Raw genomic sequence first — 14,438 nt, 5'->3', positions numbered from 1 at the left:
GCTCGCGGGCTGCTCCGTCGGGCCCGCCGAGGCCGCCGCGCCGTGGGACCAGCGGCCCGCCGTGGACCTCGCGATGGACGTCGCACCCGACCTGCGCAGCGTCACGGGCCGCGAGACGGTGACGTTCACGCCCGACCAGCCGATCTGCGAGCTGGTGTTCCGGGCGTGGCCGAACGCGCCGTCGCCCGCCGGCGAGGGCAACGCGCTGCAGGTGACCGACGCGTCGGTCGGCGGGCGCCCGACGGCCCCGGTCGTGAGGCCCGCGGGGGCGACGGCCGGAGCCCCGGCACGCTGGTCGAGCTGCCCTGCCCGCCTGCGTCGCGGCGGGCGAGGTCGTGCGCGCCGAGCTCGGCTTCACCGTGCGCCTCGGTGCCGACGCCGACGAGCGCCTCGGCACCTCCCCCGCGGCCGGCACCGCGTGGTTCGGCTCGGCGTTCCCGATGCTCGCCTGGGTCCGCGGGCAGGGCTGGGTCCGTGACGACGCCGTGCGCATCCCCGGCGAGACCGCGGTCAGCGAGGACTTCCGCCTCGACGCGCTGCGCGTCACCGCCCCGGCGGGCGCGGCGGTCTCGGGCGCCGGACGCGCCGATCCCCCGGCCCCCGGACCGCGGGCCGGCACCACGACCCACGTCTTCCGGGCCGACGCCGTCCGCGACGTCTCCGTCGCCGTCGGCGCCTACCGCGTCCTCGAGCGCGACATCGCCGGCACGCGGCTGCACCTGTTCACGCCGGTCACCGGCACGCGCACCGACCCGGAGCGGTGGGCCGCCGAGCTCGACGGGGCGGTCCGCCGGCTGCAGGACCTGTTCGGCCCGTTCCCGTACCCGGACCTGTGGGTGGCGATCGCCCCCTCGCAGACGTCGGGCCTCGAGTACCCCGGGGCGCTGCAGTTCGGCGACACATCGCCGCAGGAGCTCGGGGAGCTGGCCGCCCACGAGCTCGCCCACCAGTGGTTCTACGCGCTGGTGGGCAACGACCAGGGCCGCGACCCGTGGATCGACGAGGCCTTCGCGACCTACGCCCAGGCCGTCGTCACCGGCACCGCGGACGACTACGCCCTCGACGACGTCCCCGCGCGCCTGCGCGGGCGCCTCGGCGACCCGATGGCCGTCTGGGCCGACCGGGGTTTCGGGCCCTACAACGTCGGCGTCTACACCCAGGGCGCGGCCGCCCTCGTCGCCGCGCGCGAGCAGGCGGGCGAGGAGCGCTTCGACGAGGCGGTGCGGGCCTACCTCGCCGCGAACGCCCACCGCGTCGTCACCCCCGGCGACGTGGCCCGCGGCTTCGGCGAGCTGCCCGCCGTGACCGACCAGCTGACCCGCGCCGGGGCGCTGCGCCCACCCGGTTGAGGACACCACCCCCGAGCAGTCCACCCGAGCCCGAGGAGCGACAGCGATGTCCCCCACCCAGACCGCGGTGCGCGAGCCCGGCACCGCCACGCCGGGCCGCGCCCGGCACGCGGCCCCCTCGTCCCCGGCAGCCGCGGGCGCATCGTGGGGATCGACGCCGCCCGGGGCCTGGCGCTGCTCGGGATGATGGCGGTCCACGCCCTCTACGTCTCCGACGCGACGGGCGCGCCGACCTGGGTCGGGCGGGTCGCCTCGGGCAACGCCGCCGCGCTGTTCGCGGTGCTCGCCGGCGTCGGCGTCGCGTTCATGACCGGCCGCACCCGCGTCACGGGCGCCGGGCCGGCCCGGCGGGCGGGCGCCGCACTCGTCGCCCGCGCCGCGGTGATCGGGCTGCTGGGGCTCGCGCTCGGCGTCGTCACCGACGCCGAGGTCGCGGCGGTGATCCTCCCCGCCTACGCCGTGCTGTTCGTACTCGCGGTGCCGCTCGTGCTCCTGCCGACCCCCGTGCTCGTCGGCGGCGCCGTGCTCGGGGCCGCCGGGCTCCCCGCGCTCAGCCACCTCGTGCGCGCCGGGATGCCCCCGCCGGTGCTCGACAACCCGTCCCTGGGCCGGCTGGTCACCGACCCGGCCGGGCTCCTGCGCGAGCTCCTGCTCACCGGCACCTACCCCGCGCTGACGTGGATCCCGTACCTCGCGATCGGTCTCGCGCTCGGCCGGGCCCACCTGCGCTCGCCGAGGTTCGCCGCCGGGCTCGCCGCCGGCGGCGCGGCCCTCGCGGCGGCCGCGTCCGGCGCGTCGGCGTTCCTGCTCGGGCCCGCCGGCGGCCTCGCGGCCCTCTCCGCGACGTCCGCGGCGACCGGCCTCGACCCGGTCGACCTGCAGGAGATCCTCGCGTCCGGCGCCGAGGGCACGACCCCGACGACGACGTGGTGGTGGCTCGCGGTGGACGCCCCGCACACCTCGACGCCACTCGACCTCGCCCGCACCACCGGCATCGCGCTGGCCGTCATCGGGATCATGCTCTGCCTCGACGCCGTGCAGCGGCCGTCCCTGCGTGCCGCCGTGACGGTGCTGCGGGCGCCGCTCGCCGCCGCGGGAGCCATGACGCTGACGCTCTACACGGCGCACGTGCTGTTCCTGAGCTCGCCGTTCGACGTCTACGCACCGGTGCCCGGCTACGTCGTGCAGGTCGTCGCGGTGCTCCTGCTCGGCCTCGCCTGGCGGGCCACCGCGGGCCGCGGGCCGCTCGAGACCGTCGCCTCGGCCGCCGGTGCCCGCGCGGCCCGCGCGGTCTCGCCGGAACGAGGGTCCACACCCCCCTGACGTGGGGTTCTCCCTACTCCCCGATCGTCGCCGCGCCGCGAGGCTCATGGTCGTCCCGCTCCTCCACGACCCCGCACACGGAGACGACCATGACCTACCACCTCGGCGTCGACCTCGGCACGACGATCACCACCGCCGCCGTCGCGCGGGACGGGAAGGTCGGCGTCGTCACGCTCGGCGAGCACAGCGCGGCGATGCCCTCGGTCCTGTACTGGGGGGCGTCCGGCCCACCGCTGGTCGGCGACGCCGCCGTACGGGCGGCCGCGACCGATCCGTCCCGCGCGGCGCGCGAGGTGCGGCCCCGGGTCGCCGACCCGACCCCGCTGCTGCTCGACGGCGCGCCCTTCGCGGCCACCGCCCTGCTCGGCGCCATGCTGCGCCGCGTCGTCGACCTCGTCGCCGAGCGCGAGGGCGGCGCCCCCGAGGGGATCGTCCTGACCCACCCCGCCACCTGGGGCGACGAGGAGCGGGAGGCGTTCGCGGGAGTCGCGGTCAGCCTCGGGCTCGGCGCGGTCTCCCTGGTCTCCGAGCCGGAAGCCGCCGCGGCGCGGTACGCCGCCCGCGAGGGGCTGCGTGACGGCGGCGCGGTCGCCGTCGTCGACCTCGGCGGCGGGAGCGTCGACGCCACCGTCCTCGTGCACCGGGGCGGGGCGTTCACGATCGCCGGACGCCCCGAGGCCGTGCCGTACCCGACCGACGCGCACCCCACCGACGGCGCTGCCGTCGCCGGTCTGCACCGCGCCCTCGCGAGCGCCCGGCGCCTGCCCGGGGACCTCGACGCCGTCGTGCTCGTGGGGTGGAGCACCCGCACCGGCGCGATCGCGGCGGCGCTCGCCGACGAGCTCGGGCGCCCGGTCTCCCTCGAGAACGAGCCCGAGCACACGGTCGCGCTGGGCGCCGCGGGCCTCGCAGCCCGGGGCCAGCAGAACGGCGCCACGACGTCCGTGCCGGTCCCCGCACCCGGGTGGTCGCTGCGCGGGCGGCGCGCCCCGGCCGGCCGCTCCGCAGAGCCCCCGCAAGACCGCGAGCCTCCCGTCCGTCCCGGCCGACGCGCACGTCCCGGCACCCGTCCTCGCCCCGGCGCCCCGCCGCCGCGCCCCCGTCGCGGGCTCACCGTCGGCCTCGCCGCGGGGGCGATCGTCCTCGGGATCGTGGGGGCGGCGCCTTCGCGCTCACCGGCGCCGCGTCCCCGGCCGCCGCGTCGGCACCGCTGCCGCAGGTCTCCTCCGCGCCGTCGCCGGCGCCCGTGACCCCGGGCCCGACCGTCGCCGAGCCCGCCCCGGCCACCGAGGCCCCGGCCGTCGCCCCGGTCGCCGAGCAGAGCAGCACCACCACCACGACCACCACGACGCGCGCCCCCGCCCATCCACCGGCGGCTCGGCCACCGGCGGCCCGGCCACCGGCGGCTCGTCCGGGCACGGGTCGCCGAGCCGTCCCGGCTCCCGCGAGACGACCGACGACCACGACACCACCGACCACGGCTCCGGTTCGGGCTCCGGATCCGGTTCCGGTTCGGGCTCCGGCTCGGGCTCGGGCTCGGGCTCCGGGTCCGGCTCCGGCTCCGGGTCCGGGTCCGGGTCCGGCTCAGGCTCGACGCCGGGCGGCACGACGCCGAGCCAGTAGCGGCCCTACGAACGGACCGCCGTGAGGGCCTCGGCCATGCAGGCCGCGGTGAGCGGGGTCGGCCGGTCGAAGGCCTCCCGCACGATCGCCGCGCCGGTGACGTCGTGGCCTGCGGTGTCGTCGTTGGTGACGACCACGGTCGCCATCCCGGCGGCCAGGGCCGCGCGCAGCCCGGGCCCGGAGTCCTCGACCGCCACCGTCCACGTCGCGTCCAGACCGAGGCGCGACAGGGCGAGCAGGTAGGCGGCGGGGTCGGGCTTGAGATCGGTGACGTCGTCGCCGCAGATGACGACCTCGGCGGTGTCCGCGCCGATCAGGTGGGCGAGCAGCGGCTCCACCCACGCGCGCCGGCCGGTGGTCGCGACGGCGATCCGCACCCCGTGGGAGCGCAGGTCCTCGAGGAGCTCGGGCAGGCCCGGTCGGGGACCGATCTCGCCGCGCCGGACGATGTCGACGAAGAGATCGGTCTTCGTCCGGTGCACGCGTGCGGCGACCTCGTCGGCCTCGGCCGCCGGGACGCCCTCCCGGCGCAGCGCGTAGGCGACCCGCTGCCGTCCGCCGGTGACCACCATCAGCTCGCGGTAGCGCTCGATCTCCCACCGCAGGTCCACGCCGTGCCGCGCGAAGGCCTCGTTGAACGCGACCCGGTGGCCGTCGCGCTCGGTCTCGGCGAGGGTGCCGTCGACGTCGAAGACGACGGCGGCGGGGAGGTGGGTCACGGCGTTCACCGGGCCGCGTCCGTCAGGTGGTAGAGCAGCAGGAGCTGGGCGATCGCCAGCGGCTCGCTGCGGGCGTCGCCGAGGCGCCCGAGGCACTCCGGGGTCGCGGTGTCGGGCGCGCCGAGGGCCGACCAGATCACCTTCTCCACCCCGAGGCTCTCCTCGCGCGGCACGTAGCCGTGGACGTGGAGGGTCTCCACAGGACGGCCGTCGGGGTCGCGCTCGAGTTTGAGGTGCATGGCGCGGGTGAGCCCGGACTGCAGCACGTCGTTCAGGTCGGGGTGGTCGATGGTCGGGCGCATCATCAGCGACGCCGACAGGGACGTGCCCGCGGGGTCGTCACGGCCCTCGATCGGCGCGAACCGGACGACGAGGTCGGCGTTCTGCCGCTGCGGGCGGATGTAGGCCGCCGACTCCTCCTCGCGGCGCTCGAGCTCGGCGAGCACCTTCTCCTCGGTGTAGCCGCGCTTGGTGGTGTCGCGCGCGACCTTCCACCCGCGCCGGATCTCCTCGGGCGGGTCGAGGAACACGGTGACGTCGAAGCACGCCCGCGAGAGCTTGCTCCACAGCGGGAAGAGCCCCTCGACGATGACGAACTCGGCCGGCTCGACCAGCTCGGGACGCACCAGCTCGCCGGTGGCGTGGTCGTACACCGGTTTGAGCACCGGGTTGCCCGTCGCGAGCAGCTGCAGGTGCTGCTCCATGATGTCGAGGTGGTTGCAGTCCGGGTGGAGCGCCGTGAACGGCAGCTCCTTGCGCTCCTCCCGGTCGTAGCGGTGGTAGTCGTCGGTGCACAGCGACACGCACCGATCAGGACCGAGGGCCTCGACGAGCCCGCGCGTCATCGTCGTCTTGCCCGCAGCGCTGTCACCGGCGATCGCGAGCATCACCGGCCGCTTGACCGGGCCGTCACCGCCGGCGCGCCGCATGCGCAAGGACTTGTCGGGCACGAGGTCTCCTCTCGACGACACGGACGGTAGAGCGACGCGCCGTCGACCTCTCCCCCGCGACGGGGGGTGGTACGGGGGAGACGGCCATAGGGTGGACCGATGACCGGGACCACAACGCAGCACGACGGCCCGCTGCGGGTGGTCGTGGTGGACGACCACGAGATGGTCGTCGTCGGTCTCAAGGCCATGCTCACGCCGTTCGCCGGCCGGGTCCGTGTGGTCGGCACCGCGAACGGCGCCGAGGAGGCCCTCGACGTCGCCCTGTCGCTGACCCCCGACATCGTGCTGTGCGACGTCCGGTTGCGCGGCGACAGCGGGCTGGACCTGTGTCGCACGCTGGCCGAGCGGGCGCCGGACCAGAAGGTCGTGCTGCTCTCGGTGTACGACGACGAGCAGTACCTCTACCAGGCGCTGCGCGCGGGCGCGGCCGGCTACCTGCTCAAGCACACCGGCGGCGAGGAGCTCGTGCGCCACCTCGAGCTCGCCGCCACGGGAACGACCGTCGTCGACGCGACGATGGCCGGGCGGGCGGCGGCGTCGGCCGCCCGGATGGAGCGCGACGAGTTCTGGCCCGGCGCGCACCTGGGGCTGACCCAGCGCGAGAGCGAGGTCCTCGCCCTGCTCGTCGCGGGCCACAGCAACCGGGCCATCGCGAGCCAGCTCGTCATCGGCGACGAGACGGTCAAGAGCCACGTGCGCTCGCTGCTGCGCAAGCTCCAGGTCCCGGACCGCACCGCGGCCGTCGCGGCGGCGCTGCGCGAGGGGGTGTTCCGGTGACCACGCGAGGCCTCGGGCTCGACGACCCGCAGCGCGAGAACGAGGTCCTGCTCGCCATCATCGAGGCGACGTCCAGCGGCCCGGGGGTCGAACCCCTCGCGGCAGCGGTGGCCAGAGTGATCACCGAGGCCACCGCGACGGACGTCTGCTTCGTGCACGTCCTCGACGACACCGAGCGCTCGCTGACCCTCGCCGGGGCGACGCCGCCGTTCGACGCGCAGGTCGGCCGGGTCCGGCTGCCGCTGGACACCGGGGTCGCGGGCTGGGTCGCGAGCCACCGCGAACCCGCGGTGATCACCGGCGACAAGCGGGCCGACCCGCGCTACGTCGCCATCCCGGAGCTGCACGGCGAGCAGTACACGTCGATGGTGTCGGTGCCGATGGAGAGCGAGCCGGCGGGACTGGCCGGGGTCCTCAACGTCCACACCGTCGCGCACCGGGAGTTCGACGACCGCGACGTCCGCGTGCTCACCGCGATCGGCAGCCTCGTCGCGGGGGCCCTGCACCAGGCCCGGATGCACCGCAGGCTCGCGGCACGCGAGGAGGCGCACGGCCGCTTCGCCGAGCAGATGGTCGCCGCGCAGGAGGCCGAGCGGCAGCGGCTGGCCCGCGACATCCACGACGGCATCTCCCAGCGCCTGGTGACGCTTTCGTACCACCTCGACGCCGTCGCCACGTTCCTCGAACGCGACGAGGCCGCGGCGGCGCGCGCCGACCTGAGCACGGCGTCCGACATGGTCCTCACCACCCTCGACGAGGCCCGCGCCGCGATCGGGGCGCTGCGCCCGCCCGTCCTCGACGACCTCGGCCTCGCCGGCGCGCTCGCGGCGCTCGCCCGCGGGCTGCCCGACGTCCGTGTGTCCCTCGACCTCGAGGACCGCCGGCTGCCCGAGCACGTCGAGGTCGCGCTCTACCGGATCGCCCAGGAGACGCTGCAGAACGTCCTCAAGCACGCCGACGCGGAGGAGGTCACGGTGCGCCTGACCACCGGATCGAGCGGCGTGCGGCTCGAGCTCGCCGACGACGGCGTCGGGTTCGATGTCGCCGACCGGGCCGGCGCGGACGGTACCGGCTACGGCCTCGCCTCGGTCCGCGAGCGCGCGGAGCTCGTCGGGGGCTCCGTCCGGGTCACCTCGCGACCGGGGACGGGCACGACGGTGACCGTCACGGCACCCGTCGACTCTGAGCCGATCGACGAAGTGTCGCCGCACAACACTTGATTGTCCTTCTCAGCGATGACGGCCACTCTCGAGGCATGGCCGACCGATGGAGTGCGGGTGTCATCCCCTACGCGGAGATGGGTTACTGGCAGCCCGACTACGAACCCAAGGACACCGACATCCTGTGCGCGTTCCGCGTCACGCCGCAGGAGGGGGTGCCGCCGGAGGAGGCGGGCGCCGCCGTCGCCGGTGAGTCGAGCACCGCCACGTGGACCGTGGTGTGGACCGACCGCCTCACGACCTTCGAGCACTACCAGGCGAAGTGCTACCGCGTCGACGCCGTGCCCGGCGTCGAGGGCCAGTGGATCGCCTACATCGCCTACGACCTCGACCTGTTCGAGGAGGGGTCGATCGCGAACCTGACCAGCTCCATCATCGGGAACGTCTTCGGCTTCAAGCCGCTCAAGGCGCTGCGGCTCGAGGACATGCGCATCCCGACGCACTACGTCAAGACGTTCCAGGGCCCGCCGCACGGCATCGTCCAGGAGCGGGAGTACCTCAACAAGTTCGGCCGCCCGCTGCTCGGTGCCACCACGAAGCCCAAGCTCGGGCTCTCGTCGCGCAACTACGGCCGCGTCGTCTACGAGGCCCTGCGCGGCGGCCTGGACTTCACCAAGGACGACGAGAACATCAACTCGCAGCCCTTCATGCGTTGGCGGGACCGCTACCTGGCCTGCATGGAGGCGGTGAACAAGGCCCAGGCCGAGACCGGCGAGGTGAAGGGCCACTACCTCAACATCACCGCCGGCGACATGGAGGACATGTACGAGCGGGCCGAGTTCGCCCGCGACCTCGGCAGCGTCATCGTCATGCTCGACCTGACCGTCGGCTACACGGCGATCCAGTCGATGTCGAAGTGGGCGCGGCGCAACGGCGTGATCCTGCACCTGCACCGTGCCGGGCACGCGACGTACACCCGCCAGAAGAACCACGGCGTGAGCTTCCGCGTCATCTCCAAGTGGATGCGCCTCGCCGGCGTCGACCACATCCACGCGGGCACCGTGGTCGGCAAGCTCGAGGGCGACCCGGCGTCGGTCCACGGCTTCTACGACGTGCTGCGGAAGAACTCGTACAAGGCGGACCCGTCGAAGGGGCTCTTCTTCGACCAGGAGTGGGCCTCGATGCCGGCGACCCTGCCGGTGGCCTCGGGCGGCATCCACGCCGGGCAGATGCACCAGCTGCTGCACCACCTCGGCGAGGACACGATCCTGCAGTTCGGCGGCGGCACCATCGGCCACCCCATGGGCATCGCCCAGGGCGCCGAGGCCAACCGCGTCGCCGTCGAGGCGATGATCAAGGCCCGGAACGAGGGCCGCGACTACCTGGCCGAGGGCCCGGACATCCTGCGTGACGCCGGCAAGCGCAACAAGCCGCTCGAGATGGCCCTCTCGACGTGGGGCGACATCACCTTCGACTACGCCTCGACCGACACCGTCGACGCCACCCCGACCCCCTCGTAAGGAGGCTCTCGTGCGCATCACCCAGGGCACCTTCTCGTTCCTGCCGGACCTCACCGACGACGAGATCCGGCTGCAGATCGACTACGCGCTCGCCCACGAGTGGCCGCTGTCGATCGAGTTCACCGACGACCCGCACCCCCGCAACACCTACTGGGAGATGTGGGGCCTGCCGATGTTCGACCTGCAGGACCCGGCGGCCCTGCTCGACGAGGTCCGCGCCTGCCGCGACGAGCACCCGGAGCACTACGTCCGGGTCATCGCCTACGACGCCTCGTTGGGACGGCAGACCGTCGCGCTGTCGTTCCTGGTCAACCGGCCGTCGAACGAGCCGGGCTTCCGCCTGGAGCGCCAGGAGGGCAAGGACCGCCAGATCGCCTACACCACCCACGCGTACGCCACCGACCGTCCGTCGGGGCAGCGCTACGGGCGGAACGGCTCGCACGACGGCGCCCGGAGCAACGGCGATGGCCGGGGCTGACGGACGCACCTCGTTCGGGACCTCCGGGCGTTCGGCCGCCGTCTCACTGGAGACGGCGGCCGAGGCCGAGGAGCGGAGGCGGGACGAGGAGGCGCTCTCGGCCGACGACACCGTCGACCTGGGCGAGGTCCGCCGGGAGGCCGGTGTCGACGACGTCCTCGACGCCCTCGACCGCGAGCTGGTCGGGCTGGCGCCGGTGAAGGAGCGGCTGCGCGAGCTCGCGGCGCTGCTGGTGGTCGACCGTGTCCGGGAGCGCTTCGGGATCACCACCGACCGGCCGACGCTGCACATGTGCTTCACCGGCAACCCGGGCACCGGCAAGACGACGGTGGCGCAGCGGATCGGCGAGCTGCTGACGGGCCTGGGCTTCCTGCGCCGCGGCCACGTGGTCACGGCCACGCGCGACGACCTGGTCGGCGAGTACGTCGGGCACACCGCGCCGAAGACCAAGGAGATCGTCGGCAAGGCCCGGGGCGGCGTGCTGTTCGTCGACGAGGCGTACTACCTGCACCGCCCGGGCAACGAGCGGGACTACGGCGGCGAGGCGATCGAGATCCTCCTGCAGGCGATGGAGGACCACCGCGACGACCTCGTCGTCGTCCTCGCCGGCTACGCCGACCGGATGGCCACGTTCTTCGAGGCCAACCCGGGGATGCAGAGCCGGATCGCGCACCACGTCGACTTCCCGGACTTCTCCGCCGACGAGCTGGTGACCATCGCCGAGGGCATGGTCGCCGACCAGGGGCTGCGTTTCTCGCCCGAGGCGCACACCGCCCTCCACGAGTACCTGGAGCTGCGCCGCGAGCAACCGTGGTTCGCGGGAGCGCGCAGCGTGCGCAACGCCCTCGACCGCGCCCGGATGCGCCAGGCCCGGCGTCTCGGGGAGGGCGGGGACACCAAGGTCGGCCTCGCGGACCTCACGACCCTCGAGGCGTCCGACCTCCGCGCCAGCCGCGTCTTCGCGGGCGGCCACCGCGCGGAGTAGCCCACCCCTCCCGTGAGTGGAATTCCCGGCTATAGCCGGGAATTCCACTCACGGGGGAGGCTGGCGCGCGTGACCACCACCGCGCGCCTGCGGGCGTTCGTCGCTCTCGCCGACCACGGGTCGGTGCGCGCGGCCGCGTCGGCCCTCGTGGTCACCGAGTCCACGGTCTCCGCCGCCGTGCGCGCGCTCGTCGACGAGGTCGGGGTCGCGCTCCTCGTGAAGGAGGGGCGCGGCGTGCGCCTGACCGCCGCCGGCGCGCGCTACGCGGGCTACGCCCGCCGGATCCTCGGGCTGCTCGACGAGGCCACCGCCGCCGCGTGGAGCGAGGCCGACCCGCGCCGCGGCCACGTGCGCCTGGGCGCGGTGACCACCGCGGGCGAGCACCTGCTGCCCGCCCTGCTGGCGTCGTTCCGCGCCCGTCACCCGGACGTCACCCTCGGTGTCGAGGTCGCCCCGAGCGCGGTGGTGTGGCCGATGCTGCGCCACCACGAGGTCGACGTCGTCGTCGCCGGCAGCCCGCCGGGCGACCTCCCGGCGCGCGTGCGCGCGGTGCGGGACAACACGCTCACCGTCGTCGGCGCGCCCGGGGAGGCCGACGGGTTCGACCCCGCCGCCGCCACCTGGCTGCTGCGCGAGCACGGCTCGGGCATCCGCACGACGCTGACGGGCCTGCTCGAGAACCTGCCCGGCGCGACGTCGCAGCTGATCATGGGGTCGCACGGGGCGACGATCGCCGCGGCGCGGGCCGGGCTCGGCGTGACGCTCGTGGCGCGCGAGGGCGTGGCCCGCCTGCTCGCGGAGGGCGCGCTGGTGGAGCTACCGATGGCCGGGATCCCGATCTCGCGGCCCTGGCACGTCGTCACCCACCCCGACGCCACCGCCAGCACCGAGCTCCTCGTCGGCCACCTCCTCGCCGACGAGGCGCTGGGGTGGCGCCGGGCGTGACTCAGGCCGCGGGGACGTTGCGGTCGACGTTGCGGTCGACCTCGCGGCGCAGCGCGGAGCGGGCGGCGTCGACCCGCGCCGGGTCCCCGGCCCACGCTGCCAGCGCGGGCGAGACCAGCGCGCGGCCGAACGAGAACGTCAGCGGCCATGGCCCGCCCCGCCGGCGGATCGCGGCGAGGTTCGCGGCGGCGGTCTCCGAGGACTGGCCGCCGGACAGGAACGCGACGCCGGCCAGCTCCGGGCGCATCGTGGCGCGGAGGGTGTCGACGGTCGCGCGGGCGACCTCGTACGGGTCGGCGGGCTGCCGCGAGCCCTCGCCCGAGGTGACCATGTTGGGCTTGAGCACCATCGCGGCCGGGTCGACGCCGGCGGCGTCGAGCGCACGAGCGAGCGTCGCCAGCGTCCGCGTGGTGCCCGCGGCGCACACCTCGAGCCGGTGCCCGCCCGCGGAGAGCACCTCCGGCTCGACGATCGGCACGAGGCCGCCGTCCTGGCAGACGCGGGCGTAGCGGGCCAGGGCCTCGGCGTTCGCGTCGAGCGCCCGGACCGACGGGCGGCCCGCGCCCAGGTGCAGGACGGCGCGCCACTTGGCGAACGTCGCCCCGAGCGCCACGTACTCCGCGACCCGCTGGGCGAGGCCGTCGAGCCCCTCGGTCACGGTCTCCCCGTCGTCGGCGCCGTCGAGGGCCGCGGTGCCCGTGTCGACCTTGATGCCGGCCTGCAGCCCCACGTCGGCGAGCGCCCGCGGGAACGGGCGACCGTCGGCGAGCTGCTGGCGCAGCGTCTCGTCGCACAGGATGACCCCGCTGATACGGCCCGCCAGGCCGTCGCCCGTGACGAGCAGCTCGCGGTAGGCCCGGCGGTGCTCCTCGGTCGGCTCGACGCCGACACCCTCGAGGCGTCGCGACATCGTCCCCGGGCTCTCGTCGGCGGCGAGGATGCCGCGACCGCCGGTGACCAGCGCGGCGGCGGTCGCGCGGAGGTCGGTGGTGGCGGGGCTGGTGGCGATCGTCGTGGACACGGGTGCCTCCCTCGTCGGTGGCACCCGGGGCCGCGAACGCCGCCCCGGGGCGTCCTCGACGCTAGGAGTCCGCCCGCGCCCGCACGTCCCCTGCGCGGTGGAGGCGACGGGGGAGGTCGGCTCGTCGGACCGCGCGCCTCACGCGTCGGCGACGACTCCCAACGCCGGCGACCGGCGACGCGAGCGCCGCTCGACGCGATCCGTCGAGTGCACCAGCCGCAGGTCCGGCCCCGCGGGCTCGTCCGGCTCCGACACGGCCCCGTCGTCGAGGAACTGCAGCGCCTCGACGAGGTGGCGCAGCAACGCCTCCCGCGGGATCGCTCGCGAGATCCACACCTGACGGGTGTCCGCGTCGGCCACCCAGGCCGTGCGTCCGTCGAGCGGCACCCAGTAGACGCTGACCCCGGCCTCCGCCAGCAACGGCAGGGCGGCCAGGGGCTCGGGCGCGGACTGTGATGACCCGGTCATGCACCGTCATCCGTGCTGGCCACGGGATCGGATCGAAAGTGGGTGCGTCCGGACCGATCACCCCTCGCAGAGGGTGCAACCGGTTGATCGGGTCGGGTCAGGCCTGGATGCGAGACGAGGCGGAGAGCTCGGTCAGGACGGGGCGCAGGAGTTCCACGAGAGCGCGCGGGTGTGAGGCCTGGGGCACGTGGGCGCCGGGAGTCTCGATGAGCCGGGTCCCGAGGCCGCTGGCGAGCCACTGGGACGCCTCGTAGAGCCAGTGCAGGTGTGCTGCAGGATCGCGGTTGTCGATGCCGGCCGCGACGGCACAGGGCACCTCCACCTCGGCGAGCTGATCGGCCGTGGGCAGGTAGCTCATGATCGGCCCCAGCTCGATCCCGAACAGGACCTCGCCATTGCCCAGCATCCGGTTCCGGAGGTCGGGATCGAAGGAATCGTAGATCTCATCGCCGACAACCCATCGCAGGAAGAGCTCGGCCGCCCGTGGTGGTCCACCCTCCGCCATCCCCTCGCTGATCAGCTGTTGAAGGCCGGCGACGACCTCGTCACCTGTCGACGTCACGGCGGCGTACGCCGGCTCGTGGAAGACCGCGCCCCGCAGCAGGTCGGGACGTCGCAGGACGAGGTCAGTCAGGATGATCGCGCCGGCGCTGTTGCCGTAGACCACCGCGGGCCCGAGGGCGAGCGCCTCCAGCAGCGCGGCGGCGTCATCACTCTGTTCACCCACCGAGGCTGTGATGTAGCCCTCGGGGCGAGGGCTGCGCGAGTTGCCGCGCCGGTCGTAGCTCAGCACCGTGTACTCGTCCGCCAGGGCGTCGGCGACCTCTGTCCAGTGGCCGGCGTCGCCCGTGGCCCCCGAGATGAAGAGGAGCGGAGGGCCGTCGCCCCGACTCTCGTAGTAGAGGGTGGTGCCGTTCGCGGCGATCGTGGCCATGTCGGTCTCCCGGGTTCGAAGGCGCCCACCGGTCGGGCGTCGGGCTCCCGAGGTTCGCGCGTCGTCGGGACGGAGGCACCGCTACGGCGGGAAGTGCGTACGTCGCCTCTGGGGTGGGCCGACCCGGACCCCGGGGTGCCCGGGCCGGCCCGACGGTCGCGCGCGGGGAACCTCCGCGGTCGCGAC

At 74.9% G+C, this 14,438-nt stretch carries 14 protein-coding genes; 9 read left to right on the top strand and 5 right to left on the bottom strand.

The window, feature by feature from the left end; all coding sequences use genetic code 11:
- Positions 1 to 335 precede the first annotated feature (335 nt).
- The 3 genes from ACQPYN_RS05475 (at position 336) to ACQPYN_RS05465 (ending at position 3,922) form a co-directional block, all read left to right on the top strand.
- Entirely contained in the window at positions 336 to 1,349 is a 1,014-nt protein-coding gene (locus tag ACQPYN_RS05475) for a M1 family aminopeptidase (protein WP_433034413.1), read from the top strand.
- 144 nt (positions 1,350 to 1,493) lie between these two features.
- Positions 1,494 to 2,672 (top strand): heparan-alpha-glucosaminide N-acetyltransferase domain-containing protein, encoded by a 1,179-nt coding sequence (locus ACQPYN_RS05470; RefSeq protein ID WP_433034411.1) that lies wholly within the window; start codon positions 1,494 to 1,496, stop codon positions 2,670 to 2,672.
- 89 nt (positions 2,673 to 2,761) lie between these two features.
- Complete coding sequence (locus tag ACQPYN_RS05465; RefSeq protein ID WP_433034408.1) at positions 2,762 to 3,922, top strand: Hsp70 family protein; 1,161 nt, start codon at positions 2,762 to 2,764, stop codon at positions 3,920 to 3,922.
- Between the two features lie 378 nt (positions 3,923 to 4,300).
- On the opposite strand, the gene ACQPYN_RS05460 is transcribed toward ACQPYN_RS05465, so the two are convergent.
- Positions 4,301 to 5,023 (bottom strand): HAD-IA family hydrolase, encoded by a 723-nt coding sequence (locus ACQPYN_RS05460; protein ID WP_433034406.1) that lies wholly within the window; start codon positions 5,021 to 5,023, stop codon positions 4,301 to 4,303.
- Positions 5,020 to 5,964: a phosphoribulokinase gene (locus tag ACQPYN_RS05455; RefSeq protein WP_433034404.1), complete on the bottom strand. Its 945-nt coding sequence runs from the start codon at positions 5,962 to 5,964 to the stop codon at positions 5,020 to 5,022. The genes ACQPYN_RS05460 and ACQPYN_RS05455 overlap by 4 nt, the downstream gene beginning before the upstream one ends.
- Before the next feature lie 99 nt (positions 5,965 to 6,063).
- Between ACQPYN_RS05455 and ACQPYN_RS05450 the strand changes: the two genes are divergently transcribed.
- The 6 genes from ACQPYN_RS05450 (at position 6,064) to ACQPYN_RS05425 (ending at position 11,829) form a co-directional block, all read left to right on the top strand.
- Positions 6,064 to 6,741: a response regulator gene (locus ACQPYN_RS05450; protein WP_433034402.1), complete on the top strand. Its 678-nt coding sequence runs from the start codon at positions 6,064 to 6,066 to the stop codon at positions 6,739 to 6,741.
- The gene (locus ACQPYN_RS05445; protein ID WP_433034399.1) at positions 6,738 to 7,961 is read left to right on the top strand and encodes a GAF domain-containing sensor histidine kinase; all 1,224 of its coding nucleotides are present in this window, start codon (positions 6,738 to 6,740) and stop codon (positions 7,959 to 7,961) included. The genes ACQPYN_RS05450 and ACQPYN_RS05445 overlap by 4 nt, the downstream gene beginning before the upstream one ends.
- 35 nt (positions 7,962 to 7,996) lie before the next feature.
- Positions 7,997 to 9,421: a form I ribulose bisphosphate carboxylase large subunit gene (locus tag ACQPYN_RS05440; protein ID WP_433034397.1), complete on the top strand. Its 1,425-nt coding sequence runs from the start codon at positions 7,997 to 7,999 to the stop codon at positions 9,419 to 9,421.
- A gap of 10 nt (positions 9,422 to 9,431) precedes the next feature.
- Positions 9,432 to 9,899, top strand: a complete 468-nt coding sequence (locus ACQPYN_RS05435; protein ID WP_433034395.1) for a ribulose bisphosphate carboxylase small subunit — start codon at positions 9,432 to 9,434, stop codon at positions 9,897 to 9,899.
- A complete protein-coding gene (locus tag ACQPYN_RS05430) occupies positions 9,886 to 10,884 on the top strand; it encodes an AAA family ATPase (RefSeq protein WP_433034393.1) in 999 nt (332 codons plus the stop codon). Before ACQPYN_RS05435 ends, ACQPYN_RS05430 begins: the two co-directional genes overlap by 14 nt.
- A gap of 69 nt (positions 10,885 to 10,953) precedes the next feature.
- A complete protein-coding gene (locus ACQPYN_RS05425; RefSeq protein WP_433034391.1) occupies positions 10,954 to 11,829 on the top strand; it encodes a LysR family transcriptional regulator in 876 nt (291 codons plus the stop codon).
- 1 nt (position 11,830) lies between these two features.
- Here the strand turns inward: ACQPYN_RS05425 and ACQPYN_RS05420 are convergent, their stop codons facing one another.
- The 3 genes from ACQPYN_RS05420 to ACQPYN_RS05410 all read right to left on the bottom strand — a co-directional run bounded on the left by ACQPYN_RS05420 (position 11,831) and on the right by ACQPYN_RS05410 (position 14,252).
- Positions 11,831 to 12,850 (bottom strand): class I fructose-bisphosphate aldolase, encoded by a 1,020-nt coding sequence (locus ACQPYN_RS05420; RefSeq protein WP_433034389.1) that lies wholly within the window; start codon positions 12,848 to 12,850, stop codon positions 11,831 to 11,833.
- Positions 12,851 to 12,988: 138 nt separating this feature from the next.
- Positions 12,989 to 13,318, bottom strand: coding sequence for a hypothetical protein (locus ACQPYN_RS05415; RefSeq protein ID WP_433034387.1), 330 nt, complete (start codon positions 13,316 to 13,318; stop codon positions 12,989 to 12,991).
- 97 nt (positions 13,319 to 13,415) lie between these two features.
- On the bottom strand, positions 13,416 to 14,252 hold the full coding sequence (locus ACQPYN_RS05410) for an alpha/beta fold hydrolase (protein ID WP_433034385.1): 837 nt from the start codon (positions 14,250 to 14,252) through the stop codon (positions 13,416 to 13,418).
- Positions 14,253 to 14,438: the final 186 nt, after the last annotated feature.

Source organism: Actinomycetospora sp. CA-053990, from assembly GCF_050948445.1.
GTDB lineage: Bacteria > Actinomycetota > Actinomycetes > Mycobacteriales > Pseudonocardiaceae > Actinomycetospora > Actinomycetospora callitridis.
The sequence above is the reverse complement of the archived record's forward strand: the minus strand, read 5'-3'. Positions and strand labels throughout refer to the sequence as shown.

What these genes read in the sequence shown, in the direction of transcription:
- ACQPYN_RS05465 (WP_433034408.1), top strand. Translation starts at nt 2,762, where the DNA reads ATGACCTACCACCTCGGCGTCGACCTCGGCACGACGATCACCACCGCC.
- ACQPYN_RS05450 (WP_433034402.1), top strand. Translation starts at nt 6,064, where the DNA reads ATGACCGGGACCACAACGCAGCACGACGGCCCGCTGCGGGTGGTCGTG.
- ACQPYN_RS05440 (WP_433034397.1), top strand. Translation starts at nt 7,997, where the DNA reads ATGGCCGACCGATGGAGTGCGGGTGTCATCCCCTACGCGGAGATGGGT.
- ACQPYN_RS05430 (WP_433034393.1), top strand. Translation starts at nt 9,886, where the DNA reads ATGGCCGGGGCTGACGGACGCACCTCGTTCGGGACCTCCGGGCGTTCG.
- ACQPYN_RS05415 (WP_433034387.1), bottom strand. Translation starts at nt 13,318, where the DNA reads ATGACCGGGTCATCACAGTCCGCGCCCGAGCCCCTGGCCGCCCTGCCG.
- ACQPYN_RS05410 (WP_433034385.1), bottom strand. Translation starts at nt 14,252, where the DNA reads ATGGCCACGATCGCCGCGAACGGCACCACCCTCTACTACGAGAGTCGG.